Raw genomic sequence first — 17,827 nt, 5'->3', positions numbered from 1 at the left:
CGAAGTCGACCCGGTGACCCGGATCGCCATCAGAAGTGTACGGGACGGCCGATGCACCGGGCGACACGCATCATTTCGAGCCCTGACCGGGTGAGACCGACACCCGTCCGAGTGAGGCAGTTGTCCACATCCGGCCCGTTGTCCACAGTTCCGGACCAAGATCCCCACGCCCGGCCGGACTGCGTCACCGTCGACCCATGCGACAGCAACGACAGCAACAGCAGCCAGGGCAGGGACAGAGGCAGGGGCGAAGGCCCTGGTCACAGCAACTCCACGTCCGACGACGAGAGGCGCGACAAGATCGGCGACACGACGTACGACGGGACCGACCGCACGGCGTCCCACTCGACCGCGACGGCTCGGGCGGGGATCGACCGCGCGGCATTCACCTCGACCGCGAGGGCACGGACGGGGGCCGACCGCGCAGTGTCTACCTCGACCGCGACGGCTCGGGCGGGGGCCGACCGCGCGACGGGCGGAACACCGCCTCCGGTGCGCTGAGCGGTCACCGCCGACTCCTCGGCGTCCGAGGCCGACCGGACCGGGGGTGGGTGGCGAGGAGCTCAGCTTCGACGGGGCCGGCTCCGGCTCCCTTACCCCTGCCTCCGTCGTCTCTGTTCCCCTCCCCGCCGTCTCCGTTCCCGTCCCCGTCGTCTCCGTTCCCCTCCCCGCCCTTGCCGCCGCTCGGCGACCCGGCCGACTACGGGCCGAGCTGCTTCTTTCCGGCCCGCGTGACCAGAGCCCTACTGGTCCCGGCGGTGGCTCTGGGACTGGCCTTGGCCACCTCACCGCTCGCACACGCGGCGGCGGGGCGGCTGGGGTCGGAGGTGGCGGCGGTGCGCGCGGTGCAGCTGACGGCCCGGGGGGCGGGGGCTTCGTCGGGTGAGGCGCGTCAGCCTGTGGCCCTGGAGCGAGACACCGGGAGCGCGACTGAGGCCGGGGCGGTTGTTGCCGGGGGCGGCGGTGACTGGGGCGGAGGTGCCGGGGCTGGTGGCGCTGAGGCCGGTGGCACGCCGAGCACTGCAGGTGAACGGGCCTGGCCGGTGGTGGGGCCAGAAGGGATACGCCCCGCGGTGTTACGCGGCTGGGAACCACCACCGGCACCATGGGCGGCCGGACACCGCGGCGTGGACCTGGCCGCGTCCGTCGGCACGACGGTACGAGCCGCCGCACCGGGCCAAGTGGCGTACGCCGGGACCGTGGCCGGCCGCGGCGTGCTGACCATCGAGGTGTCCCGCTCCGGCCGCCCTGCCTTACGGACGACGTACGAACCCGTCCGCGCCACCGTCCGGAAGGGGCAGCGGGTCACGGCAGGCCAGCCGGTCGCCGTACTCCAGCGAGGACCCTTCCACTGCCGGGCACCGTGCCTCCACTGGGGCCTGCGCCGCGGCAAGACCTACCTGGACCCGCTGTCCCTGCTTCCACCGAGCATGCGCGGCGGGGGCCCGTCACGCCTGCTGCCGGTGTTCGGAGTCCCTTTGCCGCAGGGCGGCAGTAAGGAGCCTGGGGGTCCTCGCCCGCACCAGTCGGTGAAAGCAGCGAGTCCGGTGGGTGCAGCGCCCGCGGCTCGGGAGGCGGGGGCGGCACCGACGGGAGCTGCCGTCATGGGTGCGGCCGTGCTGGCGGGGGCGGCGCTGTGGGCACTGGGTCGGCTTCGCGCTGATCGCTCGGCGAGAGGTCGGGCGGTACGAGGGGCTGGGCGCGCGGAGCGGCAGCGGTGAGGTGCACGCTGTGGGCGGTTCGCCGGGTCGCCCGGTCAATCCGGTGCGCCTTGAGTCCGTGACGTCTCGAATGCCTGACGTCTCGAGTCCCCCCGAGTCCCTCAGGTCGGCTGCGGGCTGCGGGCTGCGGGCTGCGGGCTGCGGGCTGCGGGCTGCGGGCTGCGGGCTGCGGGCTGCGGGCTGCGGGCAACGAGCCGGGGCGTGGATGAGGCGTTGGACGTGGGGGTGGTGGGGTGGGGTGTGGGGGTGGTGGGGAGGGGGCCGGGGGGAGGGCCCCCGGGGGGAGAGGAAACGGAGCAAGCAGGCGTCCCGGCCGGTCCGTAAAAAGCCCCGCCGGTCAAGGTCCCCGGCCCCGGCAAGCTCCCCAGGTCCGGCAACATCCCCAGGTCCGCAAGCCGAGCAACCTGACCCAGGTCGCAACGCGGAGGCCGCCAGCCGCGAATGCACCGCGAAGGTCGGCAGCCCTGAATGCACCGCGGAGGTCGCCAGCCCTGAATGCACCGCGGAGGTCGCCAGCCGTGAATGCCGCGGAGGGTGCTAGCCGTGGATGCCGTGGAGGGCCATGGCTACGGCTGCCTCTGTGATGTCGGTCGGGTCCTCGGCGGCGCCCAGTTCGATGCGGCGGACAGCGGCGTCGACGACGCCCTGGAGGAGCATCGCGGCGAGGCGGGGCTGTTCGTGGCCGAGGTCGGCGAGGGCTTCGACGATCATGGCGATGAGGCCGCCGTGTGCCGCGCGAATCTTCTCGCGCGCGCCGGCGTCGAGCTCGCCGGCGGAGATGGCGACGACGGCACGGTGGCGCCGGTCGCCGACCAGGGCGAGCTGCCGCCGGACGTACGCCTCGATCTTCTCCTCGGGGGTGTCGGCGCGCGTCATCGCCGCCTCCACCTCGGCGGCCCATACGGGAAAGTCGACCGCGCACAGCTCCTCGACGACGGCTGCGCGCGAGCGGAAGTACTCGTACACGGAGGAGCGCGCGAGTCCGGTGCGCTCGGCGAGGGCGGGGAAGGTCAGCGCTTCGGTTCCGCCCTCCGACAGCAAGGTGCGAGCGGCGTCCAACAGGGCGCCGCGCTGCATCGTCCGGTGCTCGGCCACGGAGGCCGCTCGAATCCTGGGCACGTCACCACTCTACGGATGGCGTGCCCGGCGTGGCACTCCGCATGGCGACACGGCACCCCGGAAGGCGGGCGAGCAGTAGGTCCATGGCGACTCAGCGGGGCCTCGGCGGGGCCTTTGCGGGGACTCAGCAAGCAACTGGGCGATCGACTCACCGTAGGGCCCGACACAAGATGACTCAGCGGCCGACGTCGGCGAGCTTGGCTCTGAGCTGCAGTACGGACTTGGTGTGGATCTGGCTGACCCTGCTCTCCGTGACCCCGAGGACGTTGCCGATCTCGGCGAGCGTGAGGCCCTCGTAGTAGTAGAGGGTGACCACGGTCTTCTCGCGTTCGGGCAGGGTGTTGATGGCGCGGGCGAGCAGCCGCCGGAGCTCGCGGTCCTCGGCGATCTCGACGGGGTTCTCGGCTGCGGTGTCCTCGAGGGTGTCCATCAGGCTGAGCCGTTCGCCGCCCTCGCCGCCGACGTGCAGCAGTTCTTCGAGGGCCACCACGTTCGCCAGGGACAGCTGGCTGAACACGCCGTGCAGCTCCTCCAGGGCGATGCCCATCTCCTCGGCGACCTCCGCCTCGGTCGGGGTCCGGCGCAGTTGCGCTTCGAGGGTGGCGTAGGCGCGCTCGACGGCGCGGGCCTTCTGACGTACGGAACGGGGGATCCAGTCCAGGGCGCGCAGTTCGTCGATCATGGCGCCGCGGATGCGCGTGATGGCGTAGGTCTCGAATTTGATGGAGCGTTCGGGGTCGAACTTCTCGATGGCGTCGATCAGTCCGAACACTCCGGAGGAGACGAAGTCGGCCTGTTCGACGTTGGGTGGCAGGCCGACGCTGACGCGGCCGGCGACGTACTTGACGAGCGGCGAGTAGTGCAGGATCAGCTGTTCCCGCAGCCGCCCGTCGCCGGATGCCTTGTAGGAGCGCCACAGCTCGTCGAGTGAGGTGGGCGGGGCGGGGCGCACGCTGCCGCGTGCGGCGGGTGGTACTGCCGCACGGTCAGACCCGGAGGTGTGCTGGGGCATTCGTCGCCTTGAGCCGTTCTGCCGAGACACGGGTGGATGGATGTGTGAGGGATGAATTGGGTGTGAGCGTAGCGTGACCGGAGTGTTGCGGTCCGCGAGGAGGACGAGTTCGGGCGTGCGCAGATACGTTCCGCTGCCCGCACCTCAGGGTTACCTCGTACGGCGTGTCGACGCGTGTGTGCGATGCCGGGCGTGCGCCGGTGGCGAGCCATGGGGGTGGACGCGGCGACGGGGCGGGCGGGATGCCGGGTGCCCGTTGCGCACTATCGCTGTCGCGCCGCGGGCCGGACACGGGTACCGAAGCATGGCAAACCTGGATTCTGCGGTCATTCCCCTCACCCTTTCACCCGTTCGCCCCAGGTCAAGTACCGCCTCGCCGGGAACCGTCGGTCGTCTCGGCGCGTCGCGCCAACTCCCAGCCCTCACCGCACCTTTGAACGAATCCGAGGGACTGCAGCTCGAAGAGTTTGTTGTGGGCGAGGTCGCGGGATGTGCCGGCTTCCCGCGCGAGATGACCGGTGTCCGCGCTTCCGCGCGCGGGCAGTGCCTCCAGTACGCGGGTTGCGACCGGGTCGAGGAGGTCGCGGAGGTGGGTCGGTCCGCGCCGCTCGGGTGCGAGGTCGCCGATGCTGCCGACGAGTTCGATGACCTCGTCGGCGTCGGTGACCAGCGAGGCCTCGCCGCGCAGGAGTTGGTGCACTCCGGCGGACAGGCCGCTGGTGACGGGGCCGGGCATGCCCATCGTGAAGCGCCCGAGGGCGAGCGCCCGGCGGGCGGTGACGAGCGAACCGCTGCGGAGCTCGGCCTCCACGACGACGGTGCCCCGGGTGAGGGCGGCGATCACGCGGTTGCGCTGGACGAAGCGGCTGCGGGTGGGATGGTCGCCGGGTGGTAACTCGGCGATGACCAGGCCCTGTTCGGTGATGCGGTCGATCAACTCTGTGTGGCCGCGCGGGTAGGCGTAGTCGACGCCGCAGGCGAGTACGGCGATGGTGGCGCCGTTGGCGGCCAATGCGCCGCGGTGCGCCGCGCCGTCGACGCCGTACGCGGCTCCGGATGTGACGGCCCAGCCGCGTTCCGCGAGTCCGGCGCTGAGGGTGGTGGCGAGGTGGGCGCCGTATTCGGTGCAGGCCCGGGCGCCGACGACGGCGACGGAGCGCAGGGCCCAGAGCCGGAGGTGGGCCCTGCCGCGCACCCAGAGGCCGATGGGGCGGGCGTCGCCGAGGTCGTCGAGCTGGGTGGGCCACTCCTCGTCGCCGGGGCAGAGGAACCGGCCGCCGAGTGCGGCGACGGCGGCGAGGTCTTCGGCGGGGCGGGCGCGTGCGGCGCGCATTCTCAGGCCGGCGAGCTTGGTCCGGCCGGCGCCCGGGGGCGGGGCCGCGTCGTCGTCGGTGAGGGCGTGCAGCAGGGCGACCGGGCCCATGTCGTTCAGCCAGCGGCCGGCGGTTTCGTCGCCCGGTTCGAGGATCCGGGTGAGGGCGGCGCGGGCACTGCGGTGCGGTTTGCAGGGCGGGTGGGGTGGTGCTCCTCCCCTGAGGTGGGTCTGTGCATCTCCCGTGAGGTGGGGGCGTGCATCGTGGTTCCGGTCGTGTGGGGTGCGGTCGGTGTTGCTGCCTGTGCGGGGTTCGGTGTCGGGGGCGGGGCGGGGTGTGGCGAAGCCCCATTCGTCGAGTCCGGTCATGGGTCCGTCAGTCCTGGTTCTGGGGGCCTGGTGGGTGGGTGGTTGCGGTTTCGTGGGCGGTCCTGTCGGAGGTACCGCTGCTCACCGTGGTCAGGGCGCCGCGTCGTACGCCGGTGCGGAGTTCCAGGGCCCAGTTGACGTCTTCGCTGGTGGGGCGGTCGCGGCCGGCCAGGTCGGCGGCGGTCCAGGCGACGCGGAGGACGCGGTCGAGTCCGCGGGCGGTGAGGAGGCCGCATTCGAGGTCGCGTTCCGCTTGGGCGAGGGCGCCGGGGTCGGCCTGCCAGCGGGTGCGGAGCTCATGGCCGGGCACCTCGCTGTTGGTGTGCCAGGGGGTGCCGGTGAGGCGGGCCGCTGCGCGTTCGCGGGCGGCCCGTACGCGGTCGGCCACGGTCGCGCTCGATTCGGCGCCCCGGCTCAGTGCGATGAGCTCGGAGCGGGCGACCGGTTCCACGGCGATGCGCAGGTCGACCCGGTCCATCAGGGGGCCGGAGAGGCGGGCGCGGTAGCGGCGGATGGAGGAGGGGCGGCATTCGCAGCCGCCACTGAGGGTGCCGTGCCGTCCACAAGGGCAGGGGTTGGCGGCGAGGGCCAGGAGGAAGCGGGCGGGCATGCGGATCATGCCGGCGGCCCGGGCGACGACGACATGGCCTGACTCCAGGGGCTGGCGCAGTGCGTCGAGGACGCTGGGGTTGCATTCGGCGGCCTCGTCCACGAAGAGGACTCCGTGGTGGGCGAGGGATACCGCGCCGGGGCGGGGCAGTCCGGTGCCGCCGCCGACGAGGGAGGCCATGGTCGCGGAGTGGTGCGGGGCGCAGTAGGGCGGCCGGTCGACCAGTGGCTGTCCTGGCGGGAGGGTGCCGGCCACGGAGTGGACGGCGGTGACCTCCAGCGACTCCTTGGGAGTGAGGGGTGGCAGCAGGCCGGGGAGGCGTTCGGCGAGCATGGTTTTGCCGGCGCCGGGCGGGCCCTTGAAGAAGATGTGGTGCCGTCCTGCGGCGGCCACCTCAAGGGCGCGACGGGCGGTGTGCTGACCTGCGACGTCGGCGAGGTCGGGGACGTGGTCGCCGCGCGGCAGGCCGGCGCCGGTGCCGGGGACGACCAGGCCGGCCAGCAGCGGGTCGGGGCGGCCCTCCTGCGGGGCGTCTTCCTCTTCGGGTACCGGTTCGTCGGCGAGGACAGCGATGAGCTGGCGCAGGCTGCGGACGCCGAGGACGGAGATGCCGGGGACGAGGGAGGCCTCGGCGACGGTCCGTTCGGGGACGACGACCTGGCGGTATCCGGCGTCGGCGGCGGCCAGTACGGCCGGGAGTACGCCGCGCACCGGCCGGACCCGGCCGTCCAGGCCCAGTTCGCCGATCATCATGAGGTCGGTGAGTTCGCGGGGGTCGAGGCGCTCGGCGGCGCCCAGGACGGCACAGGCGACGGCCAGGTCGAACCCGCTGCCGCCCTTGGGGACGGAGGCCGGGCTGAGGCCGACGGTGAGCTTCTTCTGTGGCCATTCGGCGCCGGAGTTCACCACGGCGGCGCGCACCCGGTCCCGGGATTCGATGAGGCTCTTGTCGGGGAGTCCGACGAGGGTGAAGGCGGCGACGCCGGGTTCGAGGTCGGCCTGGACCTCGACGACGACGCCTTCGACGCCGACCAGGGCGACCGAGCACGTGCGGGCGAATCCCATTCAGGCCACCCCTCGCACATGCTCGACGGACGGGGCGCCGCGGGTGGGCAGGACGACTCCGACGACGTCGATCCGGACGCCGCCGGGCGGTGGGCCGCCGTGGCGTGCCATCCAGCGTTCCGCCAGTGTGCGGAGCCGGGCGGTCTTCTCGGGGCGGACGGCGGCCATGGGGTGTTCGTACCGGCCGGCGCGGCGGGTCTTGACCTCGCAGATCACCAGGGCGTCGCCGTCGGCGGCGACGAGGTCGATCTCGCCTTCCCGGCAGCGCCAGTTGCGGGCCAGGATGCGCATGCCGGCGTCGATGAGGTATCGGGCGGCCAGGTCTTCGCCGTAGCGGCCGAGGGCGCGTCGCCGGACGTCGGTGTGTGGAGGCGTGGTCGGTGCGGGGGGTGCGGTCGTTGCCGGGGGACGCCGCCTTCGCGTGGTCCCGGGCCGGGTCGGCGGTGCGGCCGCCTTGGGTTTCGGGGGTGCCGTCCTGGGTTTCGCGGGTGCCGTCTTGGGTTGCGCGGCTGTCGTGCTGGGTTTCGCGGATACCGGGAGTGTCCCCGGTGTCGCGGGGGTCGTGCGTGGCGTGTGGCTCGGGCGGGTCGTGGGCGGGGGCTGGGTGTCGGGTCCGGCCGGGTGCCGGGCGTGTGTGGCGTTCATCGGTACCACCTCCGGCACCGACTGTGACGCCCCCGCCGAGACCTGTTGGATCTTGGTGGATAACCGGCTGGTTGTGGACAACTCGCTCACCCGGTCGGGTGAAGACGCCAGCGCTCCTCCACCCGCGCTCCCCGCTGCCGCGCCCGGAGCGCCGGGCGTCACCTGCGTCGAGCGCGCCGATCAGCTGCCCGGAAGCTCCAGGTCGCTCTTGTTGAGCTCTTCGATGTTCACGTCCTTGAATGTGAGGACGCGTACCTGCTTGACGAATCGAGCCGGCCGGTACATGTCCCAGACCCAGGCGTCCGCCATCGAGACTTCGAAGAAGACCTCGCCCTGGACGGAGTGCACCTGCATCTCGTAGTCATTGGTGAGGTAGAAGCGACGCTCGGTCTCGATCACATATTTGAACAGCCCGACGACGTCGCGGTACTCCCGGTAGAGCTTCAGCTCCATCTCGGTCTCGTACTTTTCGAGGTCCTCGGCGCTCATGGCAGATCCCCTTCAGCCGTGCGTCCCCCTATTGTGCGTCAGGCCCGCTCGGTCTCCAGGAGCACCGGCGCACTCGGGGGCCCTTCGTCGAGCAGTGTGCGCAGCAGCTCGGCGAGTCTGGTCGGGTACACCGTCTCATGCGAGGCGGACAGTTCCGCCGAAGTCCACCACTTCAGTCCCGAGACGCTGCGTCGTTCCAGGGCCGTCTGCCCTCCCGTATGGGTGGCAGTCCGGTCCGTTCTCGCCAGGTAGTACCACTCGTCCTGTTCCCAGCGTCGACCGTCGAAGGGGAAGGCGCAGCGCCGCTTCCACAGGACGGGGCCGAGGACGATGTCGGTGATGCCGGTCTCCTCGGCGAGTTCCCGGCGGGCGGCCTCCTCGTGGGTCTCGTGGCCTTCCAGGCCGCCACCAGGGGTGAACCACCAGGTGTCGGTCGGGTCGTCCGGTTCGAAGCCGTGGAGGAGCAGGATCCGGTCGTCGGGGTCGAGGAGGACGACGCGGGAGACCTGGCGAACGGCGACGGCCGGCTCGTCCTGTGTCCTCAGCGCTTCTTCCCGGTTCAGCCGCTCAGGCACGTTTGCGCCCCTTGCGCCGGGCGATCGGACCGTAGGCCGCGCCGCCGAGGATGAGGACCGCGCCGGCCACCACGACCAGCGTGATGGGCTGGATGGGGCCCGGCTGGGAGGTGCCGCCGGGGAGGACCGAGAAGGCGGCCGGGCGCTGCATCACGCCGACGCTGCCGAGCGGCCAGGCGCGGGCGTCGACCCGGGCGGCGACGGCGCCGCGCGGCACCGAGCCGTGGTCGCCGTCGGTGAGGTGGACGCGGGAGTCGAGGGAGTCGCTGCGGTGGTCGCCGAGCAGGAAGAGCTGGCCGGTGGGCACCTTGGCCTTGAAGCCGACGGGCGAGGCGGGGCCGCTGCCCTGCAGATACGGTTCCTCGATGGGAATGCCGTTGACGGTCAGCCGGCCCTGCTTGGTGCAGCAGGCGACCCGATCGCCGCCGACGCCGACGACGCGCTTGACCATCGGCAGGTCGCCCCAGGCGGAGTCCTTGAAGACGACGATGTCGCCGCGGCGTATCTCGGAGCCGTTCACCTTCTCGGCGATGACCCGGGCCCCGGCCGCGATCGTCGGTGACATCGAATCGGTCGGCACCGTATAGGGGCGGTAGATCAGGGCCGCCCATACGAAGCCGCCGAGGAACAGCACACAGCCGGCGGCCACCGCGAGACCGGACAGCACACTGCCCGCCGTCCGGCTGCGGCCGTCGGTCCTGTGTTCCGTACTGCTGCTCATCCCAGCGCTCCCACCCCGCAGGCCCGGCCCGCGTCGAAGATCCGGGACGGCACCTTACCTGGGGTTACGTCGTGCGGTCAGCACCTGGGGCCGGGCCCGCGGTCCCGGTCCGCGGACGCCCCCGCCCCCACCAAGCCAACCACCCCGAAGGGCCCCGTCCCAGGAGAAGCCTCCACCAGCCGCCGCAAAACGCCGCACGAGAAGCCTATGGAAGCCCCCACGAGGACCCCCGAAACGCCGACTGCCCGGGCATCGCCCGGGCAGTCACCACCGGACGGCACCCACGGGCACCATCCGGCCACACCTCTCGCTCTACTCTCGTTCGCCCTCCGGGCCACGCGCGGTGCCCGGATCCACGGCCGCAGCCTGCCTCCGCCGCCGCCACAGCACCAGCGGTACCGCACCGGCCAGCCCGAGGGCCGCCGGAGCCGCCGCCATGGCCTTGTCGATGCCCGGCTGGTCGAAGGTGTCCGGGACCGGCAGGGTCGCCCACCGGTTGACCGGCCAGGCGATGGTGAAGGCCCGGCCGACGACCTCGTCCTCCGAGACCGTGCCGCGCCCCTTGAGGTTCTGGTGGTAGCGGGAGTCGAGGGAGTCGTCGCGGTGGTCGCCCATCACCCAGATACGGCCCTTGGGCACGTGGATCGGGCCGAACGCGCGGTCACCGCACGGGGTGGCGCCGGGGAAGACGTACGAGCTTTCCTTCAGCGCCTTGCCGTTGACCTTGACCGGGCCGCTGCCGTGGCACTCGACGGTGTCGCCGCCGACCGCGATGACCCGCTTGATCAGGTCCTTCTCCTCGGCCGAGGGCATCAGGCCGATGAAGCTGAGGACCTTCTGCACGGGGTTGGGCTCGGGGGTCGGCGTTTCGTTCAGCCAGCCGCCCGGGTCGTGGAAGACGACGACCTCACCGCGCTGCGGCTTCGCGCCGAACCACGGGGTCAGCTTGTCGACCAGCACCCGGTCCCCGCGCTGCAGGGTGTCCTGCATCGAGTCGGACGGGATGGAGAACGCCTGGACCAGGAAAGTCTTGATCAGCAGCGCGAGGAGCAGGGCGATCCCGATCAGAATCGGCAGCTCTTTCCAGAAGGCGCGCGGCTTCTTGCCCTTCTTCATGCTGCCGCCGGTCTCCTCACCCGCTGAACCGTCCGTCGCACCGGAGCCGCCGGCCGGACCGGGTCTGCCGGCACCGTCCGGTTTGTCCAGGGCCACCGGGCCCTGGGACCGCGTGCGTGCCGCGGCCGGTGACTGTGGCCGGGACGGCTCCGACTCCGCTCGTGACTGTGCTGGTGACTGGGGCACGGAACTCGCCGCCGGCTGCGGGGTCTCACCGCGTCCTGCCGGCTCTTCAGGCTCTCCGGTTCCGGACCGCGCGCCGACCGCCAAGTCCCCCACGTCTGCTCCTCACTCCACGCACTCGCCCGCCCGTCAACCGGTGCAGGCCCACCACTCCCATAACGAGCGGGAGTTCCGCAGGGGTCGGGAGTACGGTCAAACTCTCGGGTGACAGCCTATGCGGCACACCCGCCGCGGACGCCTTGGCGCCCGGCGCGTCGCGCACCGTCCCGAACGTGTCCGGCTCTTCGAGGCGCCGCCAGTGGCTGAACGGCCAGGCGATCACCACTGCCCGGCCCACGACGTTGCCCTCCGAGACCGTGCCACGGTACGGCTCGTCCAGGTGGAAGCGCGAATCGGCGGAGTCCGAACGGTGGTCGCCCATCACAAAGATCCGCCCGGTGGGGACGCTGACGGTGAACTTGATCTGGGACGGCGGATTGCCCGGATGGATGTACGGCTCGGTGAGCGGGCTGCCGTTGACCGTCACCCGGCCCTGCTTGTCACAGCATTTGACGGTGTCTCCGCCGACCGCCACGACCCGCTTGATCAGGTCCTGCTCGTCGGCCGACGGCAGCAGCCCGATGAAGGTCATGGCGTCCTTGACCGGCTGGAAGGCGCCCCCGTCGTCCGTCGGCTGGTGCTGCTCGCCCTTGAGCCACCCTCCGGGGTCCTTGAAGACCACCACGTCGCCGCGTTCCGGCTTGGAGCCGAACCAGGGGGTGAGCTTGTCGACCAGCACCCGGTCGCCAATCCTGATCGTCTGCTCCATGGAGCCGGACGGGATGACGAAGGCCTGGACGAGGAACGTCTTCAGTACGAGGGCGATGGCCAGCGCCACGCCCACCAGGATGGGGATTTCCTTCAGGTAGGAGCGCTGCCTGCGGCGTTTGATCCGCTTGGCCTGGCGGCGCCGTTCGGCCCGCCCGCCGGTCGCCGGGCGCCGCGGTGTGGCACCTCCGCCGGCTCCGCCCGCCCGGGCCTCCCCGGGCGCCGCGGCATCGCCGTACGCGCCGCCCCCCTCGCCGTACGCGCCGCTGCCCCCGTCGTACGCGCGGCCCGTCCCTCGCCTGGTCTCGTTGCCGCCTTGGCGCCCGTGCCGGGGGCGTCCGCGGCTACCCATGGGGGCCTGCCGGGGCCGGTATCCGGGCGAAGGAACCCGGTGTGTCGATCGTGCGCCAGCGGCTCACCGGCCAGGTGATCAGGTCCGCCCGGCCGATGACCTCGTCGACCGGGACCGTGCCGCCGCCCGGTTCGCCGAGGTGGTCGCGGGAATCGCTGGACCGTGCGCGGTGATCCCCCATGACCCAGAGCTTCCCTTCCGGCACCACGATGTCGAACTCCACCGAGGACGGCGCGTCCCCCGGGTGGAGATAGCCCTCGTCGACGGGCTCACCGTTCACTTCGATCCGCCCCCGTTTGTCGCAGCAGGTCACATGGTCGCCGCCGATGCCGATCACGCGCTTGACGTAGTCGGTGTCGGCGGGCCGGGCCAGGCCCAGCGCCGCTCCGGCGCCGCGCAGCAGACCCGTGACGGGATTCTCCCCCTGCTCCCTGTGAACGAACGACCCGGTGCCGTCGAACACCACCACGTCGCCCCGCGCGGGCGCGCTGCCGAAACGGTACGCCAGCTTGTTGACCAGCACCCGGTCCCCGATCTGGAGGGTGTTCTCCATGGACGAGCTGGGGATCAGGAACGGTTGCGCGACGAAGGCGCTCAGCAGCAGGACGAAGGCCACGCAGAGCGCGAGCAGGGTCACCGGCCGGTGGCGCAGCCCGGCGAGGCGGGCGGTGAAACGCGCGGAGCGCGACCCCTGCTCCGGCCCCGCGTCGGGGGTGGGAGAGGGGTCGCGCTCCGTGAGATGTGCGTCGGTGTCCATCGGGCCCTGAGCCTATCCGGCCGGATCCGGACACCCGGCGCGAGAAGGGCTTTGCGTTGCCGGGGCGCAAAAAATCGCGCTCCGGGGCGGCGCGGCTCAGCTCTCGCGCTTCTCCTTGATCTTGGCGGCCTTGCCGCGCAGCTCGCGGAGGTAGTACAGCTTGGCGCGACGGACGTCACCGCGGGTCACGACCTCGATCTTCTCGACGATCGGGGTGTGCACCGGGAAGGTGCGCTCGACGCCGACGGAGAAGCTGACCTTGCGGACCGTGAAGGTCTCGCGGACGCCCGAGCCCTGACGGCGGATGACGACGCCCTTGAACTGCTGCACACGGGAGCGGTTGCCCTCGATGACGCGGACGTGGACGTTGATCGTGTCACCGGGGCGGAAGGCCGGGATGTCGCTGCGCAGCGACGCGGAGTCGACGGTGTCGAGAAGGTGCATGACCCACTGCTTTCTTCGCTGATGCCACAGGTCATCAACGGAATATCGATAAAGGAGTTTTTGGATGCTGTTCCGTCGGGCGGGCGTCGTTCCCCCTGTGGCAGGGGCGCGCGCCGGACGCACACAACAGCGGCCTATTCTTCCACGGCCCCGGTCGTCCGCCCAAATCGGCCGTCCTCCCCGGGCGCCCAGCCCAGGGCGGCGAGGATCGCGCGGTCGTGTTTGTCGAACGCGGCGGGGTCGGCGCGCTCGATCAGATCCGGGCGGTTGCGGACGGTGCGGCGGAACGCCTGGTCCCGGCGCCAGCGGGCGATCTTTCCGTGGTGGCCGCTGAGCAGCACCTCGGGGATCGTACGGTCGCGCCACTCGGGAGGCTTGGTGTAGACGGGCCCCTCCAGGAGGTCGGCCATCGGACCGGGGGCGAAGGAGTCGTCCTGGTGGGAGGCGGCGTTGCCGAGGACGCCGGGCAGCAGCCGGGCCACCGCCTCGACCATGACCAGGACCGGGGCCTCCCCGCCGGCCAGGACGTAGTCGCCGATGGACACCTCGCGGACGTCGACCCGGTCGCCGTATTCCTCGATGACGCGGCGGTCGATGCCTTCGTAGCGGGCGGGGGTGAAGACCAGCCAGGGCTTGGTGGAGAGTTCCACGGCGAGCTGCTGGGTGAACGGCACGCCGCTGGGGGTGGGGACGACGATGACCGGCTCGCCCTCGCCGGAGGCCAGGACGGCGTCCAGCGCCTCGCCCCAGGGTTCCGGCTTCATGACCATGCCGGGCCCGCCGCCGTAGGGGGTGTCGTCGACGGTGTGGTGCTTGTCGTGCGTCCACTGCCGCAGGTCGTGGATGCGCACGTCGAGCTGGCCCCGGGCGCGCGCCTTGCCGACCAGGGAGACGTTCAGCGGTTCGAGGTACTCGGGGAAGATCGTGACGACGTCGAGCCGCATCAGCTGTCCTCGCGGCCCGAAGCGATCTCAGCCTGGCTGTCGTCGAGAAGACCGGCCGGCGGTTCGATGACGGCGCGCTGCTCCTCCAGATCGATCTCCGGGACGATCTCGGCGACGAACGGGATCAGGACCTCGCTGCCGTCGGGGCGTTCGACGACCAGCAGGTCCTGGTAGGGCAGGTGGGAGATCTCGGAGATCCGGCCGACGGTGGTGCCGTCGCGGGTGACCACGTCGAGATCGATCAGCTGGTGGTCGTAGAACTCCTCCGGGTCCTCGGGGACCTCGTCGGGGTCGACCTCGGCGATCAGGAGGGTGTTGCGCAGCGCCTCGGCGGCGGTGCGGTCGGCGACGCCTTCGAAGCGCAGCAGCAGCCGGCCGCTGTGGACCCGGCCGGTCGCGATGGTCAGCGGTCCCACGGAGGACGGGTCGGTGGCCAGGACGGCGCCGGGCGCGAGCCGGAGCTCCGGCTCGTCGGTGCGCACCTCGACGGTGACCTCGCCCTTGATGCCGTGGGCGCGGCCGATCCGCGCCACTACCAACTGCACGCTTGTTTCTCCCTTGACGACGACTACGGGCCGGGGCGGGCCGAAGCCCTCCCCGGCCCGAGCCGGTGTTCAACGTGTCAGCGGACCTGGTCCACGTCGACGAGGTCGACGCGGATGCCGCGGCCGCCGATGGCGCCGACGACGGTCCGCAGCGCGCGGGCGGTGCGGCCGTTGCGGCCGATCACCTTGCCGAGGTCGTCGGGGTGGACCCGGACCTCCAGCACCCGCCCGCGGCGCAGGGTGCGCGAGGCTACCTGCACGTCATCGGGGTTGTCGACGATGCCCTTGACGAGGTGCTCGAGGGCTTCCTCGAGCATGCTCAGGCCTCGGAGGACTCGGAGGTGGACTCGGCCGCAGCCTCGTCCGCCTTCTTGTCAGTCTTCTTCGCCTTCGGGGTGATGGCCTCACCCTTCGGCTCGTCACCGGAAGCCTTGGCAGCGGCCTCGAAGAGGGCGCGCTTGTCGGCCTTCGGCTCGGCCACCAGCAGCGGCGCCGGGGCGGGCTCGCCCTTGAACTTCTGCCAGTCGCCGGTCTTCTTCAGGATGGCGAGAACCGGCTCGGTCGGCTGGGCGCCGACGCTCAGCCAGTACTGCGCACGCTCGGAGTCGACCTCGATGCGCGAGGGGTTCTGCACCGGGTGGTACAGGCCGATCTCCTCGATGGCCCGGCCGTCACGGCGGGTACGGGAGTCGGCAACGACGATGCGGTAGTGAGGCGAACGGATCTTGCCCAGACGCTTCAGCTTGATCTTGACTGCCACGGGAGTGGGTTCTCCTGGATTTGACGTGGTTGGGCACGGCGAGCTGCCGCGTGGGGTTGCGGTACCCGAGTGCCCGATGGACGCGTCAGCCGGAGGAGAGAGGGGTCCTGTGCGACTGTCGAGTACAGCTAGCCATTGTGCCACACGCGTTTGGGTCAGCCGACCGCGGCCACCTCAGGGATCCGGAAGGGTTTGCCGCAGCCGCCGCAGACGATCGGAGCCTGTGCGAGGACGGACGGAACGACCCGGACATTGCGCCCGCAGTCGCAGACGGCCTTGACGCGGACGCCGCCCCCGGAGGAGCCGTGCCGGGCGGCCGGGCCCCGGAAGCTGCGGGCGGTGTCGGTGGCGGTCGCGGCCGAATGCGCCTTGAGGGCTCTGCCGAGCCGTTCGATGGTCGGGCGGTAGCGCCGTCTGGCTTCGGGGTTGAGCGTGACCAGCGAGAAGCCGCTGCTGGGGTGCGGCTCGTCGGCGTGGTCCAGGCCCAGTTCCTCGGCGATCGCCAGGAATCGGCGGTTGTGGTAGCGGCCTGCCCGGGAGGTGTCGCGGACGCCGCGGGCGGCGGCGATGCCGTGGACTGCCTCATGGAGCAGCCGTTCGAAGGAGAGTTCGGCGCCGCAGGCGGACGAGGACTCTCCGATCAGGGACTCGGGCGCGGCCAGGTCCGGCAGCTCGGGGTGGTGCCGTTGAATGTCGGCCCACGCGAGCGCCAGCTCGGCGGCGAGAACAGGCGGTGTCGTGCTCACGTCGTAACAACGAGCCAGGGAGGCTCAGTGTTCCGATTCCGGGCCATCCCAAATAATTTGCACGTACCAGTCAGTTTCCGGCCATGCGCCGCGTGGGAGGGCGCCTACCCCGATCTGCACAGAAGCCGCCCACCGGGCCGCAAGCCGGGACGTATCCCCGCGTATGCACCGGAGTGTCCGAGGCCGGGGAAGGCCCCCGCGCGCACCCGGGTACGCCGTACGGCGTAACGACGGCCGGCCACTACGGAGCGCGCCGCGGCGATGCTACGGGGCCTACCCGTGCGTTCCCGCACCGGCCCGTACCCCACCGTAGGGCCGCGCGCGGGCGCCGGGCGAGGGCGCACGGAGGTGCGGAAGCGACCCCGGCGGGAACGCTGGCGTGGCGGAACGGCGCCGACCGGGGCACCCTGGAACGGCGCTTCAGGGAGCGGCCCCGGCGCATACGGGGGCGCGCGGGAGACAACCCCGGCGCACCCCCTGGACGCCCGGACGGATGCGCAGTTGTCTGGGTTGCGGGGGCGCACCACGCGTGTTGACGGGGGCGATCGGTACGGCACAGGTTCGGTTCTCGGCGAATAGGGGCGCTATCGATGTCACCCACGCTCGTACGGCACCAGCTTCCGGACTCTGCTTCCCTGCGCTGTGAGGGCCCGCCCCTACCGGCCGGGTCGCGGGCGCGCGCCCGCGACTGGGCCGAGATCCAGGAGGGGATGCTGGTCCCGCTCTACGAAGCCGCGTACGACCGGCTGGGGGTGGGGCCGGGCACCCGGCTCCTCGGGCTCGGCTGTGGTTCCGGTCTGGCGCTGCTGCTGGCGGCGGCCCGCGGGGCGCAGGTGAGCGGGGTGGACGCGGACGAGTCCCGGCTGGAGCTGGCGCGCGAGCGGCTCACGCCGGACGGCATGCCGGAGCACACCCGGGTGGTCAGCGGCGGCCTGGAGGCGGCGGCGTCCGGGGACACCACGTTCAACGTGGTCACCGCGTTCCATCCGGTGGGGTGTGTGAGCACCGTCGAGGGGCTGGCGGCGTCGCTGACCGCGGCGGCCGGGCTGGCCGAGCGCGGCAGCGCGGTGGTGCTGGGCGGCTGGGGTCCGGTGGAGCGGTGCGCCACGGCCGGGGTGCTGCGGGTGGCGCAGCGGCTGGCCGGTGCCGGCAGTGACCGGGCGGCCGGGTCCGCGGGGTGGCAGCCCAGCGGCCGGGACGATCTGGAGGACCTGGCGGAGCGGGCCGGGCTGCGGCCGGACGGTTCGGGGCGGGTGGCCTGCCCGTTCGGGTACGCGGACCTGACGAGTGCGGTGCGCGGGCTGCTGTCGACGGGCGTGTTCGACGCGGCGCTGCGGGTGGCCGAGCAGCGTCAGGTGGAGAAGGAGCTCGCGGAGGCGCTGCATCCGCATCAGCGTCCGGACGGGACGGTGTGGATGCCGAATGTCTTCCGCTATCTGATCGCGCGGACGCGGTAGCCGGCGCCCGGGGCCGCTGTCGACGCGCCGAGCCCCCGGCCACGGGGTGTGGCCGGGGGCTCGCGATGCGTACGGCGG

Annotated in this window: 18 protein-coding genes and 1 pseudogene; 2 read left to right on the top strand and 17 right to left on the bottom strand. The window is 72.0% G+C overall.

From position 1 onward, the window contains the following. Positions 1-197: 197 nt before the first annotated feature. Positions 198-1,721: a M23 family metallopeptidase gene (locus tag IG62_RS49860; RefSeq protein WP_078872028.1), complete on the top strand. Its 1,524-nt coding sequence runs from the start codon at positions 198-200 to the stop codon at positions 1,719-1,721. Between the two features lie 537 nt (positions 1,722-2,258). Here the strand turns inward: IG62_RS49860 and IG62_RS0116020 are convergent. The 17 genes and pseudogenes from IG62_RS0116020 to IG62_RS0115940 all read right to left on the bottom strand — a co-directional run bounded on the left by IG62_RS0116020 (position 2,259) and on the right by IG62_RS0115940 (position 16,292). Next, positions 2,259-2,798, bottom strand: a complete 540-nt coding sequence (locus IG62_RS0116020; RefSeq protein WP_037838431.1) for a TetR/AcrR family transcriptional regulator — start codon at positions 2,796-2,798, stop codon at positions 2,259-2,261. 217 nt (positions 2,799-3,015) lie between these two features. Then, positions 3,016-3,852 carry an RNA polymerase sigma factor WhiG gene (gene whiG / locus IG62_RS0116015; protein ID WP_030415789.1) on the bottom strand — a complete coding sequence of 279 codons (837 nt, stop codon included), beginning with the start codon at positions 3,850-3,852 and terminating at the stop codon, positions 3,016-3,018. A gap of 361 nt (positions 3,853-4,213) precedes the next feature. After that, a complete protein-coding gene (gene dprA / locus IG62_RS0116010) occupies positions 4,214-5,533 on the bottom strand; it encodes a DNA-processing protein DprA (protein ID WP_030802448.1) in 1,320 nt (439 codons plus the stop codon). 7 nt (positions 5,534-5,540) lie between these two features. Further along, positions 5,541-7,208 (bottom strand): YifB family Mg chelatase-like AAA ATPase, encoded by a 1,668-nt coding sequence (locus tag IG62_RS0116005; RefSeq protein WP_030802446.1) that lies wholly within the window; start codon positions 7,206-7,208, stop codon positions 5,541-5,543. Continuing rightward, a pseudogene (locus IG62_RS49855) lies at positions 7,209-7,559 on the bottom strand (YraN family protein); the annotation flags it as partial. Between the two features lie 474 nt (positions 7,560-8,033). Continuing rightward, the gene (locus IG62_RS0115995) at positions 8,034-8,342 is read right to left on the bottom strand and encodes a DUF2469 domain-containing protein (RefSeq protein WP_005311352.1); all 309 of its coding nucleotides are present in this window, start codon (positions 8,340-8,342) and stop codon (positions 8,034-8,036) included. 38 nt (positions 8,343-8,380) lie between these two features. Then, positions 8,381-8,917 carry an NUDIX hydrolase gene (locus tag IG62_RS0115990; RefSeq protein WP_234326553.1) on the bottom strand — a complete coding sequence of 179 codons (537 nt, stop codon included), beginning with the start codon at positions 8,915-8,917 and terminating at the stop codon, positions 8,381-8,383. Continuing rightward, positions 8,910-9,638, bottom strand: a complete 729-nt coding sequence (gene lepB, locus IG62_RS0115985; protein ID WP_030802441.1) for a signal peptidase I — start codon at positions 9,636-9,638, stop codon at positions 8,910-8,912. Before lepB (IG62_RS0115985) ends, IG62_RS0115990 begins: the two co-directional genes overlap by 8 nt. Before the next feature lie 312 nt (positions 9,639-9,950). Beyond that, positions 9,951-11,033, bottom strand: a complete 1,083-nt coding sequence (gene lepB / locus IG62_RS0115980; RefSeq protein ID WP_199812478.1) for a signal peptidase I — start codon at positions 11,031-11,033, stop codon at positions 9,951-9,953. After that, positions 10,987-12,096, bottom strand: coding sequence for a signal peptidase I (lepB, locus tag IG62_RS0115975; protein ID WP_030802437.1), 1,110 nt, complete (start codon positions 12,094-12,096; stop codon positions 10,987-10,989). The genes lepB (IG62_RS0115980) and lepB (IG62_RS0115975) overlap by 47 nt, the downstream gene beginning before the upstream one ends. Further along, a complete protein-coding gene (lepB, locus tag IG62_RS0115970; RefSeq protein WP_030802435.1) occupies positions 12,089-12,853 on the bottom strand; it encodes a signal peptidase I in 765 nt (254 codons plus the stop codon). Before lepB (IG62_RS0115970) ends, lepB (IG62_RS0115975) begins: the two co-directional genes overlap by 8 nt. A 96-nt stretch (positions 12,854-12,949) precedes the next feature. Next, on the bottom strand, positions 12,950-13,297 hold the full coding sequence (gene rplS, locus IG62_RS0115965) for a 50S ribosomal protein L19 (RefSeq protein ID WP_030802433.1): 348 nt from the start codon (positions 13,295-13,297) through the stop codon (positions 12,950-12,952). Between the two features lie 134 nt (positions 13,298-13,431). Then, entirely contained in the window at positions 13,432-14,241 is an 810-nt protein-coding gene (gene trmD / locus IG62_RS0115960) for a tRNA (guanosine(37)-N1)-methyltransferase TrmD (RefSeq protein ID WP_030802431.1), read from the bottom strand. Continuing rightward, positions 14,241-14,786 carry a ribosome maturation factor RimM gene (rimM, locus tag IG62_RS0115955; RefSeq protein ID WP_030802428.1) on the bottom strand — a complete coding sequence of 182 codons (546 nt, stop codon included), beginning with the start codon at positions 14,784-14,786 and terminating at the stop codon, positions 14,241-14,243. The genes trmD and rimM overlap by 1 nt, the downstream gene beginning before the upstream one ends. Positions 14,787-14,863: 77 nt before the next feature. Beyond that, entirely contained in the window at positions 14,864-15,103 is a 240-nt protein-coding gene (locus tag IG62_RS0115950; protein WP_003980229.1) for an RNA-binding protein, read from the bottom strand. Positions 15,104-15,105: 2 nt separating this feature from the next. Beyond that, positions 15,106-15,546, bottom strand: coding sequence for a 30S ribosomal protein S16 (gene rpsP, locus IG62_RS0115945; protein ID WP_030415777.1), 441 nt, complete (start codon positions 15,544-15,546; stop codon positions 15,106-15,108). Positions 15,547-15,701: 155 nt separating this feature from the next. Beyond that, the gene (locus IG62_RS0115940) at positions 15,702-16,292 is read right to left on the bottom strand and encodes a hypothetical protein (protein WP_030415776.1); all 591 of its coding nucleotides are present in this window, start codon (positions 16,290-16,292) and stop codon (positions 15,702-15,704) included. A gap of 590 nt (positions 16,293-16,882) precedes the next feature. Here IG62_RS0115940 and IG62_RS0115935 point away from each other — a divergent pair. Continuing rightward, positions 16,883-17,749, top strand: a complete 867-nt coding sequence (locus IG62_RS0115935) for a methyltransferase domain-containing protein (RefSeq protein WP_030802426.1) — start codon at positions 16,883-16,885, stop codon at positions 17,747-17,749. Positions 17,750-17,827: the final 78 nt, after the last annotated feature.

Source organism: Streptomyces sp. NRRL S-337 (assembly GCF_000720175.1).
Taxonomy (GTDB): domain Bacteria; phylum Actinomycetota; class Actinomycetes; order Streptomycetales; family Streptomycetaceae; genus Streptomyces; species Streptomyces siderophoricus.
Note: the sequence above shows the minus strand (reverse complement) of the source record. Positions and strands in the feature narration are given on the sequence as shown.

What these genes read in the sequence shown, in the direction of transcription:
- whiG (WP_030415789.1), bottom strand. Translation starts at nt 3,852, where the DNA reads ATGCCCCAGCACACCTCCGGGTCTGACCGTGCGGCAGTACCACCCGCC.
- IG62_RS0116005 (WP_030802446.1), bottom strand. Translation starts at nt 7,208, where the DNA reads ATGGGATTCGCCCGCACGTGCTCGGTCGCCCTGGTCGGCGTCGAAGGC.
- lepB (WP_030802441.1), bottom strand. Translation starts at nt 9,638, where the DNA reads ATGAGCAGCAGTACGGAACACAGGACCGACGGCCGCAGCCGGACGGCG.
- IG62_RS0115935 (WP_030802426.1), top strand. Translation starts at nt 16,883, where the DNA reads ATGTCACCCACGCTCGTACGGCACCAGCTTCCGGACTCTGCTTCCCTG.
- dprA (WP_030802448.1), bottom strand. Translation starts at nt 5,533, where the DNA reads ATGACCGGACTCGACGAATGGGGCTTCGCCACACCCCGCCCCGCCCCC.
- lepB (WP_030802435.1), bottom strand. Translation starts at nt 12,853, where the DNA reads ATGGACACCGACGCACATCTCACGGAGCGCGACCCCTCTCCCACCCCC.
- IG62_RS0115995 (WP_005311352.1), bottom strand. Translation starts at nt 8,342, where the DNA reads ATGAGCGCCGAGGACCTCGAAAAGTACGAGACCGAGATGGAGCTGAAG.
- IG62_RS0115950 (WP_003980229.1), bottom strand. Translation starts at nt 15,103, where the DNA reads ATGCTCGAGGAAGCCCTCGAGCACCTCGTCAAGGGCATCGTCGACAAC.
- IG62_RS0116020 (WP_037838431.1), bottom strand. Translation starts at nt 2,798, where the DNA reads ATGCAGCGCGGCGCCCTGTTGGACGCCGCTCGCACCTTGCTGTCGGAG.
- lepB (WP_030802437.1), bottom strand. Translation starts at nt 12,096, where the DNA reads ATGGGTAGCCGCGGACGCCCCCGGCACGGGCGCCAAGGCGGCAACGAG.
- rplS (WP_030802433.1), bottom strand. Translation starts at nt 13,297, where the DNA reads ATGCACCTTCTCGACACCGTCGACTCCGCGTCGCTGCGCAGCGACATC.
- trmD (WP_030802431.1), bottom strand. Translation starts at nt 14,241, where the DNA reads ATGCGGCTCGACGTCGTCACGATCTTCCCCGAGTACCTCGAACCGCTG.
- IG62_RS49860 (WP_078872028.1), top strand. Translation starts at nt 198, where the DNA reads ATGCGACAGCAACGACAGCAACAGCAGCCAGGGCAGGGACAGAGGCAG.